Source organism: Sneathiella sedimenti, assembly GCF_017313765.1.
Lineage (GTDB): Bacteria > Pseudomonadota > Alphaproteobacteria > Sneathiellales > Sneathiellaceae > Sneathiella > Sneathiella sedimenti.
Genome location: NZ_JAFLNC010000004.1, coordinates 234,982 through 251,161 on the forward strand (window position 1 = coordinate 234,982; position 16,180 = coordinate 251,161).

General features: G+C 59.4%; 17 protein-coding genes. 9 read left to right on the forward strand and 8 right to left on the reverse strand.

The window, feature by feature from the left end; genetic code table 11:
* Position 1: 1 nt before the first annotated feature.
* Positions 2 to 652: a guanylate kinase gene (gene gmk, locus J0X12_RS12895; RefSeq protein ID WP_207046415.1), complete on the forward strand. Its 651-nt coding sequence runs from the start codon at positions 2 to 4 to the stop codon at positions 650 to 652.
* Here gmk and rsmA read toward each other — a convergent pair.
* The 6 genes from rsmA to lptF form a co-directional block, all read right to left on the reverse strand.
* Positions 649 to 1,482: a 16S rRNA (adenine(1518)-N(6)/adenine(1519)-N(6))-dimethyltransferase RsmA gene (rsmA, locus tag J0X12_RS12900; protein ID WP_207046416.1), complete on the reverse strand. Its 834-nt coding sequence runs from the start codon at positions 1,480 to 1,482 to the stop codon at positions 649 to 651. The two genes, gmk and rsmA, sit on opposite strands and share 4 nt — an antisense overlap.
* Positions 1,475 to 2,452 (reverse strand): 4-hydroxythreonine-4-phosphate dehydrogenase PdxA, encoded by a 978-nt coding sequence (pdxA, locus tag J0X12_RS12905; protein ID WP_207046418.1) that lies wholly within the window; start codon positions 2,450 to 2,452, stop codon positions 1,475 to 1,477. The genes rsmA and pdxA overlap by 8 nt, the downstream gene beginning before the upstream one ends.
* A 21-nt stretch (positions 2,453 to 2,473) precedes the next feature.
* Complete coding sequence (locus J0X12_RS12910; protein ID WP_207046420.1) at positions 2,474 to 3,739, reverse strand: peptidylprolyl isomerase; 1,266 nt, start codon at positions 3,737 to 3,739, stop codon at positions 2,474 to 2,476.
* 78 nt (positions 3,740 to 3,817) lie between these two features.
* A complete protein-coding gene (locus J0X12_RS12915; RefSeq protein WP_207046422.1) occupies positions 3,818 to 5,977 on the reverse strand; it encodes an LPS-assembly protein LptD in 2,160 nt (719 codons plus the stop codon).
* Between the two features lie 12 nt (positions 5,978 to 5,989).
* Positions 5,990 to 7,084 (reverse strand): LPS export ABC transporter permease LptG, encoded by a 1,095-nt coding sequence (gene lptG / locus J0X12_RS12920; protein ID WP_207046424.1) that lies wholly within the window; start codon positions 7,082 to 7,084, stop codon positions 5,990 to 5,992.
* Positions 7,084 to 8,208: an LPS export ABC transporter permease LptF gene (gene lptF / locus J0X12_RS12925; protein WP_207046426.1), complete on the reverse strand. Its 1,125-nt coding sequence runs from the start codon at positions 8,206 to 8,208 to the stop codon at positions 7,084 to 7,086. Before lptF ends, lptG begins: the two co-directional genes overlap by 1 nt.
* 138 nt (positions 8,209 to 8,346) lie before the next feature.
* Between lptF and J0X12_RS12930 the strand changes: the two genes are divergently transcribed.
* From J0X12_RS12930 to J0X12_RS12945, 4 genes are all read left to right on the forward strand, one after another.
* Positions 8,347 to 9,855 (forward strand): leucyl aminopeptidase, encoded by a 1,509-nt coding sequence (locus J0X12_RS12930; protein ID WP_207046428.1) that lies wholly within the window; start codon positions 8,347 to 8,349, stop codon positions 9,853 to 9,855.
* A 6-nt stretch (positions 9,856 to 9,861) separates the two neighbouring features.
* Positions 9,862 to 10,314, forward strand: coding sequence for a DNA polymerase III subunit chi (locus tag J0X12_RS12935; RefSeq protein ID WP_207046430.1), 453 nt, complete (start codon positions 9,862 to 9,864; stop codon positions 10,312 to 10,314).
* A 52-nt stretch (positions 10,315 to 10,366) separates the two neighbouring features.
* Positions 10,367 to 10,504 carry a hypothetical protein gene (locus J0X12_RS12940; protein WP_207046432.1) on the forward strand — a complete coding sequence of 46 codons (138 nt, stop codon included), beginning with the start codon at positions 10,367 to 10,369 and terminating at the stop codon, positions 10,502 to 10,504.
* A 280-nt stretch (positions 10,505 to 10,784) separates the two neighbouring features.
* A complete protein-coding gene (locus tag J0X12_RS12945) occupies positions 10,785 to 11,297 on the forward strand; it encodes a hypothetical protein (protein ID WP_207046434.1) in 513 nt (170 codons plus the stop codon).
* 408 nt (positions 11,298 to 11,705) lie between these two features.
* Here the strand turns inward: J0X12_RS12945 and J0X12_RS12950 are convergent, their stop codons facing one another.
* Complete coding sequence (locus tag J0X12_RS12950) at positions 11,706 to 13,598, reverse strand: ABC-F family ATP-binding cassette domain-containing protein (RefSeq protein WP_420497079.1); 1,893 nt, start codon at positions 13,596 to 13,598, stop codon at positions 11,706 to 11,708.
* Between the two features lie 126 nt (positions 13,599 to 13,724).
* Here J0X12_RS12950 and J0X12_RS12955 point away from each other — a divergent pair, with 126 nt between their 5' ends.
* Positions 13,725 to 14,051, forward strand: coding sequence for an ArsR/SmtB family transcription factor (locus J0X12_RS12955; protein ID WP_207046438.1), 327 nt, complete (start codon positions 13,725 to 13,727; stop codon positions 14,049 to 14,051).
* Positions 14,041 to 14,517 (forward strand): SRPBCC family protein, encoded by a 477-nt coding sequence (locus tag J0X12_RS12960; protein ID WP_207046440.1) that lies wholly within the window; start codon positions 14,041 to 14,043, stop codon positions 14,515 to 14,517. Before J0X12_RS12955 ends, J0X12_RS12960 begins: the two co-directional genes overlap by 11 nt.
* 9 nt (positions 14,518 to 14,526) lie before the next feature.
* Here J0X12_RS12960 and J0X12_RS12965 read toward each other — a convergent pair whose 3' ends face one another.
* On the reverse strand, positions 14,527 to 15,048 hold the full coding sequence (locus J0X12_RS12965; protein WP_420497080.1) for a TetR/AcrR family transcriptional regulator: 522 nt from the start codon (positions 15,046 to 15,048) through the stop codon (positions 14,527 to 14,529).
* Here J0X12_RS12965 and J0X12_RS17420 point away from each other — a divergent pair.
* Positions 14,953 to 15,240, forward strand: a complete 288-nt coding sequence (locus J0X12_RS17420) for a hypothetical protein (protein WP_237688138.1) — start codon at positions 14,953 to 14,955, stop codon at positions 15,238 to 15,240. The genes J0X12_RS12965 and J0X12_RS17420 overlap by 96 nt on opposite strands.
* Positions 15,241 to 15,278: 38 nt before the next feature.
* A complete protein-coding gene (locus J0X12_RS12970) occupies positions 15,279 to 16,121 on the forward strand; it encodes a TauD/TfdA dioxygenase family protein (RefSeq protein WP_207046444.1) in 843 nt (280 codons plus the stop codon).
* The last annotated feature ends 59 nt before the right edge of the window (positions 16,122 to 16,180 follow it).

The window sequence follows — 16,180 nt, forward strand, 5'->3', positions numbered from 1 at the left end:
GATGTCACCTGAAGTCGAGACGGAGGCCCTGACAAGACGAGGCCTCATGCTGGTGCTCTCCTCCCCGTCGGGTGCCGGGAAAACCACCATTTCCCGCGCGCTGCTGAAGGAGGATGACAATCTGGTCATGTCGGTCTCGGCCACCACCCGGCCGCGCCGTCCGGGAGAGCAGGACGGCAAGGACTATTTCTTCGTCGAGCCGGTGGATTTCAACCTGATGATCAATCGCGACGAGCTGTTGGAACATGCCAAGGTGTTTAGCCATTACTACGGCACACCGCGCGGCCCCGTGGAGGACGCGCTGTCGGAGGGGCAGGACATCCTCTTCGATATCGACTGGCAGGGCACGCAGCAACTCGCCCATAAGGCCCGCACCGATCTGGTGAGCGTCTTTATCCTGCCGCCGTCAACCGAGGCGCTGGAAAAGCGCCTGAAGACGCGGGCGCAGGACCCGGCCGAGGTGATTGACCAGCGGATGTCCAAGGCGGCTGAGGAGATCAGCCATTGGAGTGAATATGACTATGTGGTCATCAATGATGACCTGGACCGTTGTCTTGCGGAGGTAAAGGCGATCCTGACCGCGGAGCGCGTCCGCCGTACCCGCCGCACCGGCCTGATCCAGTTTGTCAGCCGTCTGCGCGAAGGGTACTAGGCCGCCGTGTAGACTCGCGCCAATGCGCAGAATTCCTCAACCGATAGTTCCTCGGCCCGACGGGTTGGGGTGATCCCGGCTTGTTCCAGGATCTCCTCGGCGGGCTTGCCGAGGGGCTTGAGGCTGGCGCGCAGCATCTTGCGGCGCTGCCCGAAGGCGGCGGCAACAACCGTCTCCAGCACAGCCTGATCGGCGGGATAGAGCGGAGTCTCGCGCGGGCGCAGGGTCACCACCGTGCTGGTCACTTTTGGCGGCGGGGTGAAGGCGCGCGGCGAGATGTCAAACTCCCGCTTAGTCTCGCACAGCCACTGGCAGAGAATGCTGAGACGGCCATAGGCCTTGGTGCGGGGGACCGCCGTGATCCGGTCGGAAACCTCCTTCTGGAACATCAGGGTAAGGCTCGAGAACCGTTCCCGCCTGTTCAGCCATTTGATCAGCAGCGGCGTCGCCACATTATAAGGCAGGTTCGCAATGATCTTCGCCCTGCCGTCAAACAGCGCGGTCTCGTCGATCTCCAGCGCATCCTCATTCATGATTTCGAGGCGGCCGGGATAGGCGTTCGAGATATCATCAAGGGCAGAGAGGCAGCGGCGGTCCTTCTCGATGACGATGAGCCGTGCCGCGCCCGCGTCCAGGATCGCGCGGGTCAGGCCACCGGGGCCGGGGCCAATCTCGATGACTGTCTCGCCGTCTAGTTTTCCTGCGCAGCGGGCGATGCGGCCCGTCAGGTTGAGGTCGAGCAGGAAATTCTGCCCCAGTGATTTTTCCGCATTGAGGCCATAGCGGGCAATCACTTCCCGAAGGGGTGGCAGGTCGTCGCCCTCAGTCATTGTCTGTGCTGGACATAACGGCCGCCATCTGGATCGCCGCAATCAGGCTGGACGGGTTGGCGAGGCCCTTGCCGGCAATATCCTCCGCCGTGCCGTGATCGGGCGACGTACGGATGAAGGTGAGGCCGAGCGTGACATTCACGCCGCCGTCGAAATCGAGGGTCTTGATCGGGATCAGTGCCTGGTCATGATACATGCAGATCGCCGCGTCATACCTCTCCCGCGCTGCCGGATGGAACAGGCTGTCGGCGGCGAAGGGGCCGGAGATGTTCATTCCGTCGGCGTCCAGCTTCTCGACAACAGGGCGGATAACGGTTTCCTCCTCCGTGCCGATGCTGCCGTCCTCCCCGGCGTGGGGATTGAGCCCGGCAACGACAAGGCGGGGGTTTTCAAGGCCGAAGCGGCGCTTCAGGTCGGTATGGGTCGTCTCAATCACATGGGTGAGACCCTCTGCGGTAAGCCGCGCCGGGACCTCGCGGATCGGGATATGGACCGTGGCGGGCACCACTTTCAGCTTTGGGCAGGCGAGCATCATCACCGACTGGCCGGGCCGATGATCAAGCGCGGCGAGATATTCCGTATGGCCCGGATGGGTGAACCCGGCCTCATACAGCCGTTTCTTGTGGATCGGGTTGGTCACAATGGCATGGACGGTGCCTTGCTGGCACAGCTCGGTGCCGAGGCGGATGGCCTCGATGGTCTGTTCCGCCGCGTTGAGTGCAGGGTCGAGCGGCAGGACGGGGAGGGCATCCGCGAACACCGCCCGCGCGTCGTCGGGGGAGGAGATTTCCCGGAGCGGGACTTCAGGCTCGAACGTCCGAAGCTGCGCCCTGATTGTTTCACGTCCGCCGATCAGGAAAAACGGCGCGAGCTCTTGCTCCCTTCTAAGGGTCCAGGCCTTGGCGGTAATCTCGATCCCGATTCCGCTCGGATCGCCCATGGTGACGGCAAGAAGGGGCAGGTCTGTCATCGGGTCACCATTTCCACGACGCTAGCGGGTTTCGATGGTCGCGGCATTATGGATATCCTGCAGATAGCCGCGGGCCCGGTTCTCGGCGCGGCGCAGCATGATTTCGCGGCGGATCTCCTCCGGGTCATTGCTGCGCGCCTGCGGGTCGTTGCGGTCGCAGACAACGAAGATGCGATAGAGATTGTCGTCCTGATAGGGCGCGCTGACTTCTCCGGGCTTCATGTCCTTAAGGATGGCCTTGATATTGTCCGGCATGTCCCCGAGACGGACTTTCCCGATACTCCCGCTGTCAGGACTGTTGAGCTCCCGCAGCAGGTCCGGCACCTGTTTGCAGTTGTCGATAAAGTTGCTGATCGTGTTCGCGAGCTTTTCCTGGGTCTCGCTGCCGCCCGTATCCCCGGCGCCGCCCGGAACAATGATCTGGGTGATATCGAGGACCACGTCATCCGCGTTGGTATCCAGGATTTTCCGTTCCTGCTGCACCATCAGGATATAGTAACCGTCAGCCGTGCGCACCGGATCGGAAACCTGTCCCGGCCGCAGATCGGGCAGGACCGCGCCGATTTCGGGCGGCACTTCATCCGCCAGCACCCAGCCGATCGACCCGCCGGAGGCGGCTGTGGCCCCCTGGCTGAACTGGGCGGCGGCGCGCTGGAAGGAGGCGCCCGAACGGAGCTGGGAGACGAGGTCGGCGACCGCTTCGCGGACCTGACCTTCCGGTGTGTTGGATTCCACTGGCAGGTAAATCTCGCTCAACAGATACTCGCTCTTGCCCTTGTTGTTCTCAAGCCGCTTCTGTACGGCCTCCACTTCCTCGTCGGAAATGGTGATGCGGGGGACGATCCGTTGCTGGATCAGGCGGTTCCATATCAGGTTGGCGCGCACCTGCGTCAGCATCGTGTCGATATCGATATTGTTCTGCTGGAGCATCCGGTTGATCTGTCCCGGCTCCATGTCGTTGGTTCTCTCCAGGTAGGCGACAGCCTCCAGCACCTGCTCATCGCTGATGGTGATATTGAAGCGGTCGGCCTCCTGTAATTTCAGCCGGTCGTCAATCAGTCGCGCCACGGTCGGGTTGACCAGCTGTTGCCGGGTCTCCCGCGTGTCGGGAAAGCCCGACAGCATGATCGTCAGGGCAATCCGCTGATCAAGGTCATAGCCGGAAATGATTTCGTCATTGACGATGGCGACGATTTTCTGCACGTCCTGCGCCAGCGCCGTCATCATGACAAGCATAACGGCGATGCCTGCGAGCAGGGAGCTTTTCAACATTTGACGGATTGGCATTCTTACAAATCTTTACGTGTGTTTACAAAAATTTCAGCCATTGGATATAGCGCGTGCATAGAATAGCTTGTTCCGGGCCTAGTTGAAAGGCAGCAGTCGGAATTTGACGCTGACCCGGGTTTCCGGCTCGACATCCCGGTCGCGGGTGAAGGACCTTTTCGCCTCCAGCGCAAAGCCGAAACACTCATCCAGATATTCAAATCCAAGCGTGCCGTCAATGGAATTACCGCCATCGACAAGATTACGCCGGTAGCTGCCATAGACGCTCCAGAAATCGGCGACCTTGGTCTTGCCTTCGATGAAGACTTCCTCGCGCTTGTCCTGGGTCAGGCCGTTGGGGTCATCCCGCAGATAGACATAACCGAGGTTGAACCAGTGGTCGAAGGTACCGAGCTTCATGGTCACCTCGTTGCGGGCAAGATAGAGGCTGTCATGATCAAGCCGCACGCGGTTGACGAATTGCAGATAGTCGGCGGGACGGATTTCCAGGCGGGCGACATAGTCAGAGAACTGGTCCTCCAGCCCGGTGCCGTTCGCAAAACCGGTGTTATCGCTGAAATTATAGCTCTGCCCGAACAGCAGGGTCGTGTAGCCACCGGAGGCGCCATAGACGCCCATGTTGATGCCATAATTGACGCGGGCGCCGGTTTCCACCTCGTCCAGCCCGGCGTAGCGGTTGGAGCCGAACAGGTTGGTGTCGTCAAACTCGAAGCTGAGGCTGTCCTCGTTCGGCGTATCCTTGTCACCCACGACATCGGACCAGACGGCCTCGACAATCGGCTCGACCATCTGGCGGATGCTGCCGGCCTGACGGACGAAGGGGTAGCGCCATTCCACCGAAGCCGAGGGAACGAGGCGGCCATAGAAGTCATTCTGGTCCGTCGCGCTGGAGGGGTCGTCCGGATTGGCGAGAATGTCATGGGCATAGTAGAGATCGCCGCGGAGCGAGGTATCGAAGGTGATGACCTGCCCGTTCGATGTAGTGTAGGGAACATGATATCCCCCTTCCAGCGAGAAGCGGTCCGTATCCTGCCCGTCGGTGCGGTAGATCGCGAGCACGTCGGCGTCGGCGCTGAACCGTCCGCCGAAGGAATTGGGCTCGCCAACAAAGGAATAATTCCACCACGCCGGGACAATCGGCGTCTCGCCGGAGACATCGTCCTCGGTCAGCCCCTGGAAGCTGTAGGCGCTGAGCAGCGAGAAGTTTCGCCCGCGCTGACCCTGGAGATAAAGGGTGGAGGTCAGGGTATCCAGATCGCTGATGTCATATTTTTCAAGATAGGTGTCGTTGGTGGTGCGGAAGACATCGAAGCCCCAGACCCAGCCGTCGTCAATCCGGAACTGGCCGTCGCCCCGAATATGACCCTGGAACGCCTCTTCGCCGGTCTCGATATTGTTGTTGTCCACCTCTTCCACATAGGTGAGGGACCCGTCGACTTGAAAATCGCCGCTCTCCACCGCCTGACGGTATTCCGCCGCCATCTGCACCCCTTCCTTCGTGGTAAAGGTCGGGGTGATTGTTATGTCCTTGTCGTCGGAGATGACATAGTAATAGGGGATCTTGATGCCATAGCCGAGGGTCGAGCTGTCGAACACGGTCGGCGCGAGGAACCCGCTCTCGCGGTCCACCGTCGGGTCGGGATGCGAGAAATAGGGCGTATACATGATCGGCACGCCGAAGAATTCCAGAAAGGCGTTGCGGTAGGTGATGGTCTTTTCTGTCCGGTCATGCACCACCTTCTCGGACTTGATCTGCCAGATCGGAGCGCGATTAGGATCTTCCCTGCAGGGCTCGCAGCTTGTAAAGACAGCCTTGGTCATGACGGTGCGGTTTTCATCCTCCCGCACGGCGTCATGCGCGGCGAGACGGGAATTATCGGTAAACAGCAGCTTGAAGTTTCGGATCGCGCCGGTCTTGAGCTCGTTCTCAAGCTCCATGTTATCGGCAAACAGGACATTGCCGGTCGGGTCCATCAGGACAACATTACCCTCCGCCCGCACGGTATCGGCGGTAATGTTGTAGATCACCTTGTCGGCCTTCAGGATACGCTCTCCCTGCACAATCTCGACATTGCCGGTGGCCTCGACCCGCTGCTCGGTATTGAAATAGGTCACCTCCTCGGCAGACAGCAACGCCTCCTTGGAGAGGTCAAGTTCTGTCGACGGTGTCTCCTGTGCGAAGCTGACGCTGAACGGCGTCGGCAGCAGCAGAAGCGCGGCGAGAGTTAAAGGCATCATGCGCCGCATCGTTTAGCCATCCTCCAGGTGAAACATCATGGCCAACCCGAACAGGGTAATCGCCGCCGCGGGAATCCAGGCCGACAGGATAATCGGCAAATTCCCGGACAAACCAAGCGCGTAGATGATGTCCGTCATAAAGTAGAATACAAACCCGGTGGTGATCCCGCCGAGCACCATGATAACCGTACGTCCCTGGCGCAGGGTACGTAACGAAAAGGTCGCCGCCACCAGCACCATGGCCAGCATCAGGATCGGCCCCGCCATCAGGCTGTACCAGTGCAGGCGGTGCCGGTCCCCGGAGAAGCCCGCCAGTTCCAGCGTCTCGATAAAGCCGGGCAGGTCCCAGAAGGAGAGGGTCGCCGGGGAGGCAAAACTTTCCTGGATCTGCAGTACCGTGAGAGAGGTGGGAAGTTCCATCTTGTCGCGCCGCTCCGCCGGCTTGTTGGGGCCGGTAATCACGACAGTGTCCAGCTCCCAATACCCCGGATGCAGTCGCGCCTGTTCCGCATCGATCCGTCCCGTGAACTGGTCATCGCGGTCATAGTTGAAGATAATTACCTCGGTCAGGTCCAGCCCGCGGTTGATGGCGCCGCGTGCGTGAATGACGGAGAGACCCGTATCATCCACCTGCCGAAGCCAGAGATCGTTCGTCGACAGTGTCAGCAGGTTCGTTTGCGTCTCGAAATACTTGGCTTCCATCCGGTCATTCCGCGCCTGCATGGCAGCGGCAATGGGATTGATAACGGTCAGGACCAGCAGGCCGAGCATGAAGGCGATAAACAGGGACGGGAAGAGGAACTGCCAGACCGACACGCCGGTCGCGCGAATGACCGTCAGTTCGCTGGATTTCGACAGACGGAAGAAGGTCAGCATGGCCCCGAACAGGGCGATAAAGGGCAGCAGTTTCAGCGCCAGGGTCGGAATACGCATGATCACCATCTGCAGCAGGATAAAGATCGTGATATCCTCCCGGTCACCGCCACGGCGCAAGGCCTCGATAAAGTCGGCGAGAAACACGATCGTAATCAGGACACCGAATATCACGGCGACATTCTTGATGAACTGCTTGGCAAGATAGATGGAGAGCGTTTCTGGTAACAGCATCAGCCCGTCTCCCCGCCGATCACGCCGTCTGGGATTTTCTTGTTGTCCAGGAAGGGGATGCGCCCGCCACTGGCGAGATAGGCCGCGGCCATCGACGCCAGTACCGGCAGCAGATACAGGGCAAGTGTGACAAGGACAGGCTGCACCGACGCCCGGAACAGCGCCATGGCGGCGATCAGCAGGAGCACGCCTGCCGCCGCCGCAACGATCATCCGCCGCGACCGGCCCCGGCGGGAAAACTCCCCGCCCATTACCCCGGCAAGTGCGATAAAGACAAGCGCGACCGCATAGAGGGGCAGCACGATCCTTTGCTGCAGTTCGGCGTTCAACTTATGCGCCTCCCGGCGGACGCGGTCGCTGTCCTCCGGATTGAGGAGTTCCCAGATATAGCGATGCTCCGGCGAGAGCCAGCGGGCGCCGCTCTTCTTCTCGAACTGGCTGACATCGAGGGTATATTGATCGAAATAAAGCAGGCTGAGCTTGGCGTCATCTTTCGAGACTTCCTGCAGGTTGCCCGCATTCATGATAAAGCGGGGCCCCTCATCCGTTTTTACAAAGGCACCGCGCTCCGCCATGTAGGTGACCGGCGTTTCCGGCACCCGCTCATCATGCACGAGGATGCCCAGCATCTCGCCGGCCGGTGTTTTCTCGCGGATATAGACGGTCACCCCGTCGGTGAGCGAATTGAACACCCCTTCGCGCAGCACCACCGCGGCGAGGCTGTCCTGCCAGGCGACGCGCAGTTCCGTAACGGTCCGGTTGCCATAAGGTACCAGGAAAAAGCCGAGGATATACATGACCAGCGTGACGATCAGCGCCACATAAATGGCGGGCTTTGCCAGCGCGGACTTGCTGAGGCCCGCCGCCCACATGACGATCAGTTCGCTGTCCGAATAGAGCTTGTTGAAGGCGAACAGGGTGCCGAAAAACAGGCCGAGAAGCAGGGTGTAGCGGAGGATGTCGGGAAGCAGCAGGAGCGAGAGATACAGGAAAGTGGAAACCGGTAAACCGTTAATCAGCTTTTCAACGAACTTGAGGGACTGCGACAGCCAGATCACCCCGGTCAATGAAAAGGTTATGAAGAGCATTGGAACGGCCAATTGCTTCATAATATAACGGTTCATATTTTTCATGGGGGGAGTATAGCGATAGTTTTGCTTGTTGCCAGTCAGGAAAGGACGCGCTATGAAAAATATTAAGCACAAATTATTGATGAGGCCTCGTATGGCCGATTCAAATAACGAAAACTATAGGAATTCTCCATGAAGTTCGCATTTTCTGAAATCTCCCTTCCCAAGCGCGGGTCGCTCGCGGTCGCGATCTATGCCGATAAAGTCTTGTCCCCGACCGCGCAGGAAGTTGATGAAAAGTCCGGCGGTGCCGTGACCCGGGCGCTGGAGTCCAGCCGCTTCACGGGCAAGAAAGGCGACTTTCTGGAGATCATGGCGCCGAATGGCCTGGAAGTTTCGCGGGTGATCCTGTTTGGTCTCGGCGAGGTGGAGAAACTCGGCCAGATGGATATGGAGGCGCTCGGCGGCTCGCTCGTGAAACGTCTGAATGCCTCCGGCGCGCGCAGCGTCACCGTCATTCTTGATGAATTGAACGCCGACGAGATCAAGACCAATGAGGCCGCGGCCTCTGTCGCCATGGGCGCGATGCTTGGCTCCTACCGCTTCACCAAGTACAAAACCGATATTGACGAGGCGAAAGAGCCGTCGCTGACGCGCATGACTGTGTCCTGCAAGGGTTCGGCCACGGCGCGCAAGGCCTTCGCAGATATGGAGGCTATTGCCGAAGGCGTGTTCCTCACCCGTGACCTGGTGAGCGAGCCGGCCAATGCACTCTATCCGGAAAGCTTCGCCGAGCAGTGCCTTGCGCTGTCGGACATGGGCGTTCATGTCGAGGTGCTGGACGAGGCGAAGATGCAGCGGCTCGGCATGGGCGCGCTGCTGGGCGTGGGGCAGGGCTCTCGCCGGGAAAGCCGCCTCGTCGTCATGCAGTGGAACGGCGCGACCGGCAAGAAGGCCAGCCGCAAGCCGCTTGCCTTTGTCGGCAAGGGCGTCTGCTTCGATACCGGGGGCATCTCGCTAAAACCCGCCGCGGGGATGGAGGAAATGAAATGGGACATGGGCGGTGCGGGCACCGTCACCGGCCTGATGAAGGCGCTCGCGGGCCGCAAGGCCAAGGTCAACGCGGTCGGTGTTATCGGCCTCGTTGAGAATATGCCCGACGGCAACGCGCAGCGGCCGGGCGATATCGTCACCTCCATGTCCGGGCAGACGATCGAGATCCTGAACACCGACGCGGAGGGCCGTCTCGTGCTCGCCGATGCGCTGTGGTACACGCAGGACCGCTTCAAGCCGGAATTCATGGTCGATCTCGCAACGCTTACCGGGGCGATCATCATCACGCTCGGCCATGAAAATGCCGGGCTGTTCTCGAACAACGATGACCTCTCCAGCCAGATTTTCGAGGCGGGCAAGGCCGTGGGCGAGGGGGTCTGGCGCCTGCCGATGTCCGACGCCTATGCCAAGCAGGTCAAATCCCCCATCGCCGATCTGCAGAATATCGGCACCGGCGGGCGCGGCGCGGGCTCGATCGTCGCGGCGGAATTTTTGCAAAAATTCGTGAACGATGTGCCATGGGTCCATCTCGATATCGCCGGCATGGCCTGGTCCAAGGCCGACAAGCCGACGGTGCCAAAGGGTGGCACGGGCTATGGCGTCCGCCTGCTCGACAAGTTCGTGCGGGATAATTACGAGGGCAAATAGAACTCCGTGAGTGAGGTCAGCTTTTATCACCTGCAATCGGACCCGATCGAGCGGGCGCTGCCGCGTCTGCTCGAGAAGGTGACGGAGCGCGGCTTTCGCGTGATTGTGCGCGGGGTGACGGAGGAACGGCTCGACATCCTCGATGAGAGCCTCTGGTCCTACCGGAGCGAGAGTTTCCTGCCCCATGCGCGCGACGAGTCCGGCCTCGATCCCGCGGCGCAACCGATCCTGCTCACCCTTGCGGGCGAGGGGAATGCGAACGGCGCCAATGTCCTCGTCCTGACGGAGGACGCCGCGGCCGATGACCTCGCAAGCTTCGAGCGCTGCCTCTATATGTTCGACGGTAATGACGAGACGGCGCTCACCGCCGCCCGGACCCGCTGGAAAGCCTTCAAGGAGCAGGATATTGCGGTCAGCTACTATCAGCAGACCGAGGCGGGCTGGGAAAAGAAGGCGTGAGGGGGTTTTTGCGCGGCGCGCGCCCCGCCGCTTCGGCGACGAGCGGATGGACGTGATCCGCCACCGCGACCGGCAATTCTTCCACTCCCACCATTTCAAGCACGAGCTGATCCTCTTCGCCTTCTTCCTCGTCGCCTTGTATGCCTATTTCGAGCTTATCTCCTCACTGGGGATTGAAGGGCAGATTTAGGGGGATTTACGGGGGGTAAGTCGGCGCTTTAGCTGCTAGCGCTAGATGGACAAGGGTAGAGGATGACATTCGACAATTATAGATAGGAATAAAAAATTCTGGCTGCAATTTTCAATTAATTTCCTTCAAGCCATTGATATTTAATCTAAATTAATGTTTACTTCATCTCCGAGTGTCGAGAACAAAAGGTGTCCCAACACACCACTCCATACAAACACCTTGCATCACTCACCACATTATTGTATAAAATGGCGAATCATTGGAAGGATGAGGTGGTGTCATGGGTAACAGCGATGTACTTCTAACTCGCAAAAATGTCGAGGATATGAAGCAAGAGTTGGATGAGGTGAATAGAATGCGTGACCAGTTAGCTAAACGCGCAGATATTCTCACAATGCGCCTTGAGGCGGCCAAACTCTTTCTTGGCGATGATTTAGTCGAAGAGGTAACTTTAACGGACATTCCGGCCCCCACGCTAGCTGAGGATATTGAGCCTCTCCCTGATGCTATTAGACGTGTTCTAAAGGAGAAGGGGGGGTTTCTTACGCATATGCAAATTCGTGAGTTGATATCTCGTGACCCTCTCCAAAAGAAGCGTTTTAAGGATAATCCGAATTATTATTATACTGCCATTAAACGGCTGAAGGACCGCCATGAAATCATCCAGAGTGGTCGCCGCTATAGTATTGCAACAAAAGAGACGCCAGACGAGCAATCGTCTAGCGCCTCAAAAGTCACCGGCGAATTGCTAGATTCGCTTGTCGATAGCCTAGATATCAAAGACCTGCTCTAGGCTGAACTTCCTGTAACACTCAGGCCAGACTCGCGGCTGGTAGTCCCCGAGAGATTGGGGGTGGAGCATGGCAATACCATAGTTCCACTACCATTCCCGCCCATACAAGATTCGCGAACTTGTATGGGTGGCAGTGCCCGTTTGGGGCACAGGGCGACGGTAGGATCCACCGTCATCCACCACATCTTGACGGGGCGCACATAGCGTCCCGTCATCTTTTTGTTATCATGATTTTCTTATATTTGCAAGTGAAAAGGTCGAAATCTTAAGTGATTCCAATAGCTTGCCGAAATCTCAGGAAGCCGCTAGTTTTTAACGCCCATCGTCAATGTCAACGCTATCGATAAGGAGCCGCTCCAGAAACTCGCGAACAGCTTCGCCGGGGTCCGCCTAACCCTCGGCGAGTAGTTACGCCGCGCCTTCGGCTTCAAGTTCTTCCGTTAGCGCGAGCCATTTTTCCTCGGTTTGGGCGAGGTCCGCTTTCAGGCGGCCGATCTGGTCGGTGAGTTTGGCCTGATGCGCCGGGCCCTTGTCGTAGGTGGCGGGGTCGGCGAGTTCGGCTTCGAGCTTTTTCTGCTGGGCGGTCAGGTCCTGCATCGTCTTTTCGAGGCGGGTGACTTCTTTTCGCTTCGGGGCGAGGGCGGCACGGGCAGCGGCGCGCGCCTTTCGCGCCTCTTTCCCGGATAGCTTCGGCTGCCCCGGCGCCGTGTCATTCTTGCGGCCGTTGCTGCCACCGCGCGCGGCGTCGAGCACTTCTTTCTTGTAATCCTCGATATCGCCATCATAGGCATGCACGCCGCCATCCTTCACCAGCCAGAGCCGGTCGGCGACGAGGGAGACGAGATGCGGGTCATGGCTGATGAGCAGGACCGCGCCCTCATATTCATTGAGGCCCTGGATCAGCGCCTCCCGACTGTCAACGTCGAGATGGTTGGTCGGCTCGTCAAGGATAAGCAGATGCGGTTTTTCCTCCGCAATCAGGCAAAAGTTGAGCCGCGCCTTTTCGCCGCCCGAAAGCTGCTTTACCGCGGTGTCGGTCTTCTGACGCGAAAACCCGAACTGCCCGAGACGGGCCCGCACCTTTGACTCTTGCGCATTCTCCATCTTCGCGGCGAGATGCTGGTAGGCGGTCTCATTCTCATGCATCTCGTCAAGCTGATGCTGCGCGAAGAAGCCGATTTTGAGCTTGTTCGATTTCTGCATTTTCCCGGTTTCGGGTTGCAGCCTGTTGGCGAGCAGCTTGGCGAAGGTCGACTTGCCGTTGCCGTTGGAACCAAGGAGCGCGATCCGGTCGTCCATGTCGATGCGCAGGTCGAGCCCGCGCAGCACGGGCTTGCCTGGCGCATAGCCGACGGCGCAATGCTCCATCGTGATGATGGGGGAGGAAAGCGGCTCCGGCGCGTGGAAGGTCAGGCTCGCCGTATGTTCATCGACAATGCCGACGACGGGCTTCATCTTCTCCAGCATCTTCACGCGGCTCTGCGCCTGACGTGCCTTGGATGCCTTGGCGCGGAAGCGATCGACAAAGCTCTGCAGATGCTTGCGCTGGGTTTCCTGCTTGCGGGCCATGCCGGCCAGAAGCTCCATCTGCTCGCGGCGGGTCTTCTCGAAGAAATCGTAGTTGCCGGTGTATTTGACGAGCTTCATCTGGTCGAGATGGGCGATTTCCGTCACCACGTTATTCAGCAGGTCCTTGTCATGGCTGATGATGACGAGGGTGCGCTGGTAATTGCGGAGGAAATTCTCCAGCCACAGGGTCGCCTCGAGATCGAGATAGTTGCTCGGCTCATCGAGGAGGAGCAGGTCGGGTTCCGCAAACAGCGTGCCCGCGAGCGCGACACGTGTGCGCCAGCCGCCGGAGAAGGAGGAGCAGGAGCGCTGCTGCGCCTCATGGTCGAAACCAAGACCGGCGAGGATTTTCGCGGCCCGTGCCTCCGCCGTGTGGGCGTCGATATCGGCCAGGCGGGTGTGGATTTCGGCGATGCGCATGCCGTCGGTGGCGGTCTCCGCCTCCTTCATCAGGCGCGCCCGCTCGACATCGGCGGAGAGTACGGCCTCGATCAGGCTTTCCGGTCCGCCCGGAGCCTCCTGCGGCAGGACACCCAGGCGCGCACCGTTGCGCAGCTCGATGGTGCCGCCGTCGGGATGAATTTCCCCGGTGATCATCTTGAGCAGCGTCGACTTGCCGGTGCCGTTGCGCCCGATCAGGCCAAATTTATGCCCGACCGGAATATGCAGCGAGGCATTTTCCAGCAGTGTACGTCCGGCGATGCGGTATGTCAGATCCTTGATTTGAAGCATGGGGCACTCTCTAACAGAAAGCGCGCCCGCCCGAAAGCCGGAAAATCGCCAATAGACGCGAAATCGGAGAGTTCTTCTTGACATGCAGGTAAATACCTGCATATTATCCAGTTCAAGAGGTAGAGTATGGATGATGACAAGACATTCAAGGCGCTGGGCGATCCGACACGCAGGAAGCTGCTGGACCTGCTCTGCGAGAAGAACGGCCAGACGCTCGGACAGCTATGCGAGCATCTGGACATGAAGCGCCAATCCGTGACGCAGCATATCGGGCTGCTGGAGGAGGCCAATCTTGTCTCAACGGTAAAGCGGGGGCGGGAGAAGCATCATTTCCTCAACCCGGTGCCGCTGCAGATGGTTTACGAGCGATGGATACGGAAATTCGAGCAGCAGCGCCTCGCCCTGCTGCATGATCTGAAAACCGAACTGGAAGGAGAGCAAGATGGGCAATGAGAAAACGACATTCGTTTATGTGACCTATATCCGCGCGAGCGCGGAGAAGATATTCGAGGCCATCACCCGGCCGGAGATCGCTGCCCGTTACTGGGGGCATGAGAATGTCTCCGACTGGAAGCCGGGCTCCCGGTGGGAGCATATCCGCGCCGATGCCGCCCGCGATGTCAAGCTGGCCGGTGATGTGGTCGAGAGTGATCCGCCGAAACGCCTCGTCATCACCTGGGCGGGCGCCTCCGAATATGACAACCCCGATGCCCACAGCCGGGTAACGTTTGACCTTGTGCCCTATGACGACATGGTGCGGCTGACCGTCACCCATGACGAGCTGGAGGCCGGCAGCGGCATGGCAGCCGGAATCAGCAAGGGCTGGCCGCTCGTGCTCTCCAGCCTCAAGTCCTATCTGGAAACAGATGAGGGGATTGATGTCTTCGCTGAGCCCTGTGCGACCGACGCGGCCGCCTAGGACATCGATCTATCCCGCGCGGATCATCGCCTGGACGGAAGTCTGGCTGGCGGTGATCAGCGCGTCCAGCGGCAGATGCGCTGGCTCGGCAAGGATCTGCAGGGCGACGCCGCGCAGCAGGCCGATGATCAGGGCCGAGAGGATCGCCGGATCGAGGGAGGAGGGGAGTTCCCCTCTTTCCATCCCGAGGGCGAGATAGGACATGATCTCGCCGCGGAACACCTGGTTCACATGGGCGATTTCCTCCGCCATCCCCGGCAGGGAACCAAGCCCTTCTCCCATCAGCACATAGAGCGCGCGGATGCGGGTGCCGCGGGCGGCAACATCCTTGAGATAGACCTCGATAAAGCGCGATAGCTGCGCCGGGGCGGGCAGGGGATCGCGCTCCTTCGTCCGGGGGCTGAGGCTTTCGTCGGCCTCGAACCGGTTGAGAATATGGGCGATGACGGCACGGAGCACCCGCTCCTTGCTGCCGAAGCGGTTACTGACCAGCGTGCCCGTGCATCCGGCCCGCCGCCCGATCTCGATCAGCGTCGTCCGCTGATAGCCCTTTTCGGCGAACAGTTCCGTCGCCGCCTCGATCATGCGCTGGCTGGACTCCTGGCGCCGCTCAGGGTTTTTCCGGGGGCGGGCGGCTGCTTTTGCGCGGCTCATGTCAATTCCCATGTAATATCAACAGGATATCACCATAACAAAATAGTTGTTGGTCAACAACAATTTTAATGATATGTCTTGGGAAAATAAAAATACGGGGATGTCCAATGATCACAGTGACAAGAATAGACGCGCCCTGCGGCGCCCGGGTGGAAGGGGTGGACCTGTCAGCCCCCCTTAACAAGGAAGACGTGGCCGCCATCCGCAAGGCATGGATGGATCATCATGTGCTCGTCTTTCCGGAGCAGAAACTGGAGAATGACGATCTTGTAAAGTTTGCCGAGTATCTCGGCCCGATCGGTGATGATCCGTTCTTTCATCCGATCGACGGGCATGACAAGATTGCCGCGGTTCATCGCTATGCGCATGAGACGGGGCGGATCTTTGCCGATAACTGGCATTCGGACTGGAGCTTCATGACCGTGCCGCCGTCCGGCACAATGCTTTATGGCCTGATCATCCCGACGGAAGGGGGCGACACCCTCTTTTCCAACCAGCATCTCGCGTGGGAGGAAATGCCGCCCGAGATGAAGGACCGGTTCGAGAACCTGACAGCCGTTCACTCGGCCGGTGGGGCCTATTCCCGCGAGGGGGCCTACTCGGAGAAAAACTTCAAGGGCGCGATGCGGTTCAACATCTCCGACGAGGCGAACAAGAGGGAGACGCACCCGGTTATCCGCAATCATCCGGAAACCGGCAAGAAGGGCATTTTCGGCGGCGGCTATCTGGTCGATCTCGACGGGATGGATCATGACAGCGCGAAAATGAGGCTGAAAGAGCTGTATAGCTGGCAAGGGCGGGAGGAGTTTATCTATCGCCATAAGTGGGAGCCGGACATGCTCGTCCTCTGGGACAACCGTTCGGTCCTGCATTGCGCGACCGGCGGATATGAGGGGCAGGAGAGATTGCTCCACCGGCTGACCATCGCCGACAACCCGGCCTATTATTGACGGAAGGTAAGCCGCGGAAGAAGGCCGGGCCGACAATTGCGGGCGCGGGGCTTCAATTT

Bases quoted from the DNA above. Each gene is read 5' to 3' on its own strand.
- gmk (WP_207046415.1), top strand. From the start codon at position 2: ATGTCACCTGAAGTCGAGACGGAGGCCCTGACAAGACGAGGCCTCATG.
- rsmA (WP_207046416.1), bottom strand. From the start codon at position 1,482: ATGACTGAGGGCGACGACCTGCCACCCCTTCGGGAAGTGATTGCCCGC.
- pdxA (WP_207046418.1), bottom strand. From the start codon at position 2,452: ATGACAGACCTGCCCCTTCTTGCCGTCACCATGGGCGATCCGAGCGGA.
- J0X12_RS12910 (WP_207046420.1), bottom strand. From the start codon at position 3,739: ATGCCAATCCGTCAAATGTTGAAAAGCTCCCTGCTCGCAGGCATCGCC.
- J0X12_RS12915 (WP_207046422.1), bottom strand. From the start codon at position 5,977: ATGATGCCTTTAACTCTCGCCGCGCTTCTGCTGCTGCCGACGCCGTTC.
- lptG (WP_207046424.1), bottom strand. From the start codon at position 7,084: ATGCTGTTACCAGAAACGCTCTCCATCTATCTTGCCAAGCAGTTCATC.
- lptF (WP_207046426.1), bottom strand. From the start codon at position 8,208: ATGAACCGTTATATTATGAAGCAATTGGCCGTTCCAATGCTCTTCATA.
- J0X12_RS12930 (WP_207046428.1), top strand. From the start codon at position 8,347: ATGAAGTTCGCATTTTCTGAAATCTCCCTTCCCAAGCGCGGGTCGCTC.
- J0X12_RS12945 (WP_207046434.1), top strand. From the start codon at position 10,785: ATGGGTAACAGCGATGTACTTCTAACTCGCAAAAATGTCGAGGATATG.
- J0X12_RS12950 (WP_420497079.1), bottom strand. From the start codon at position 13,598: ATGCTTCAAATCAAGGATCTGACATACCGCATCGCCGGACGTACACTG.
- J0X12_RS12955 (WP_207046438.1), top strand. From the start codon at position 13,725: ATGGATGATGACAAGACATTCAAGGCGCTGGGCGATCCGACACGCAGG.
- J0X12_RS12960 (WP_207046440.1), top strand. From the start codon at position 14,041: ATGGGCAATGAGAAAACGACATTCGTTTATGTGACCTATATCCGCGCG.
- J0X12_RS17420 (WP_237688138.1), top strand. From the start codon at position 14,953: ATGGGCGATGACGGCACGGAGCACCCGCTCCTTGCTGCCGAAGCGGTT.
- J0X12_RS12970 (WP_207046444.1), top strand. From the start codon at position 15,279: ATGATCACAGTGACAAGAATAGACGCGCCCTGCGGCGCCCGGGTGGAA.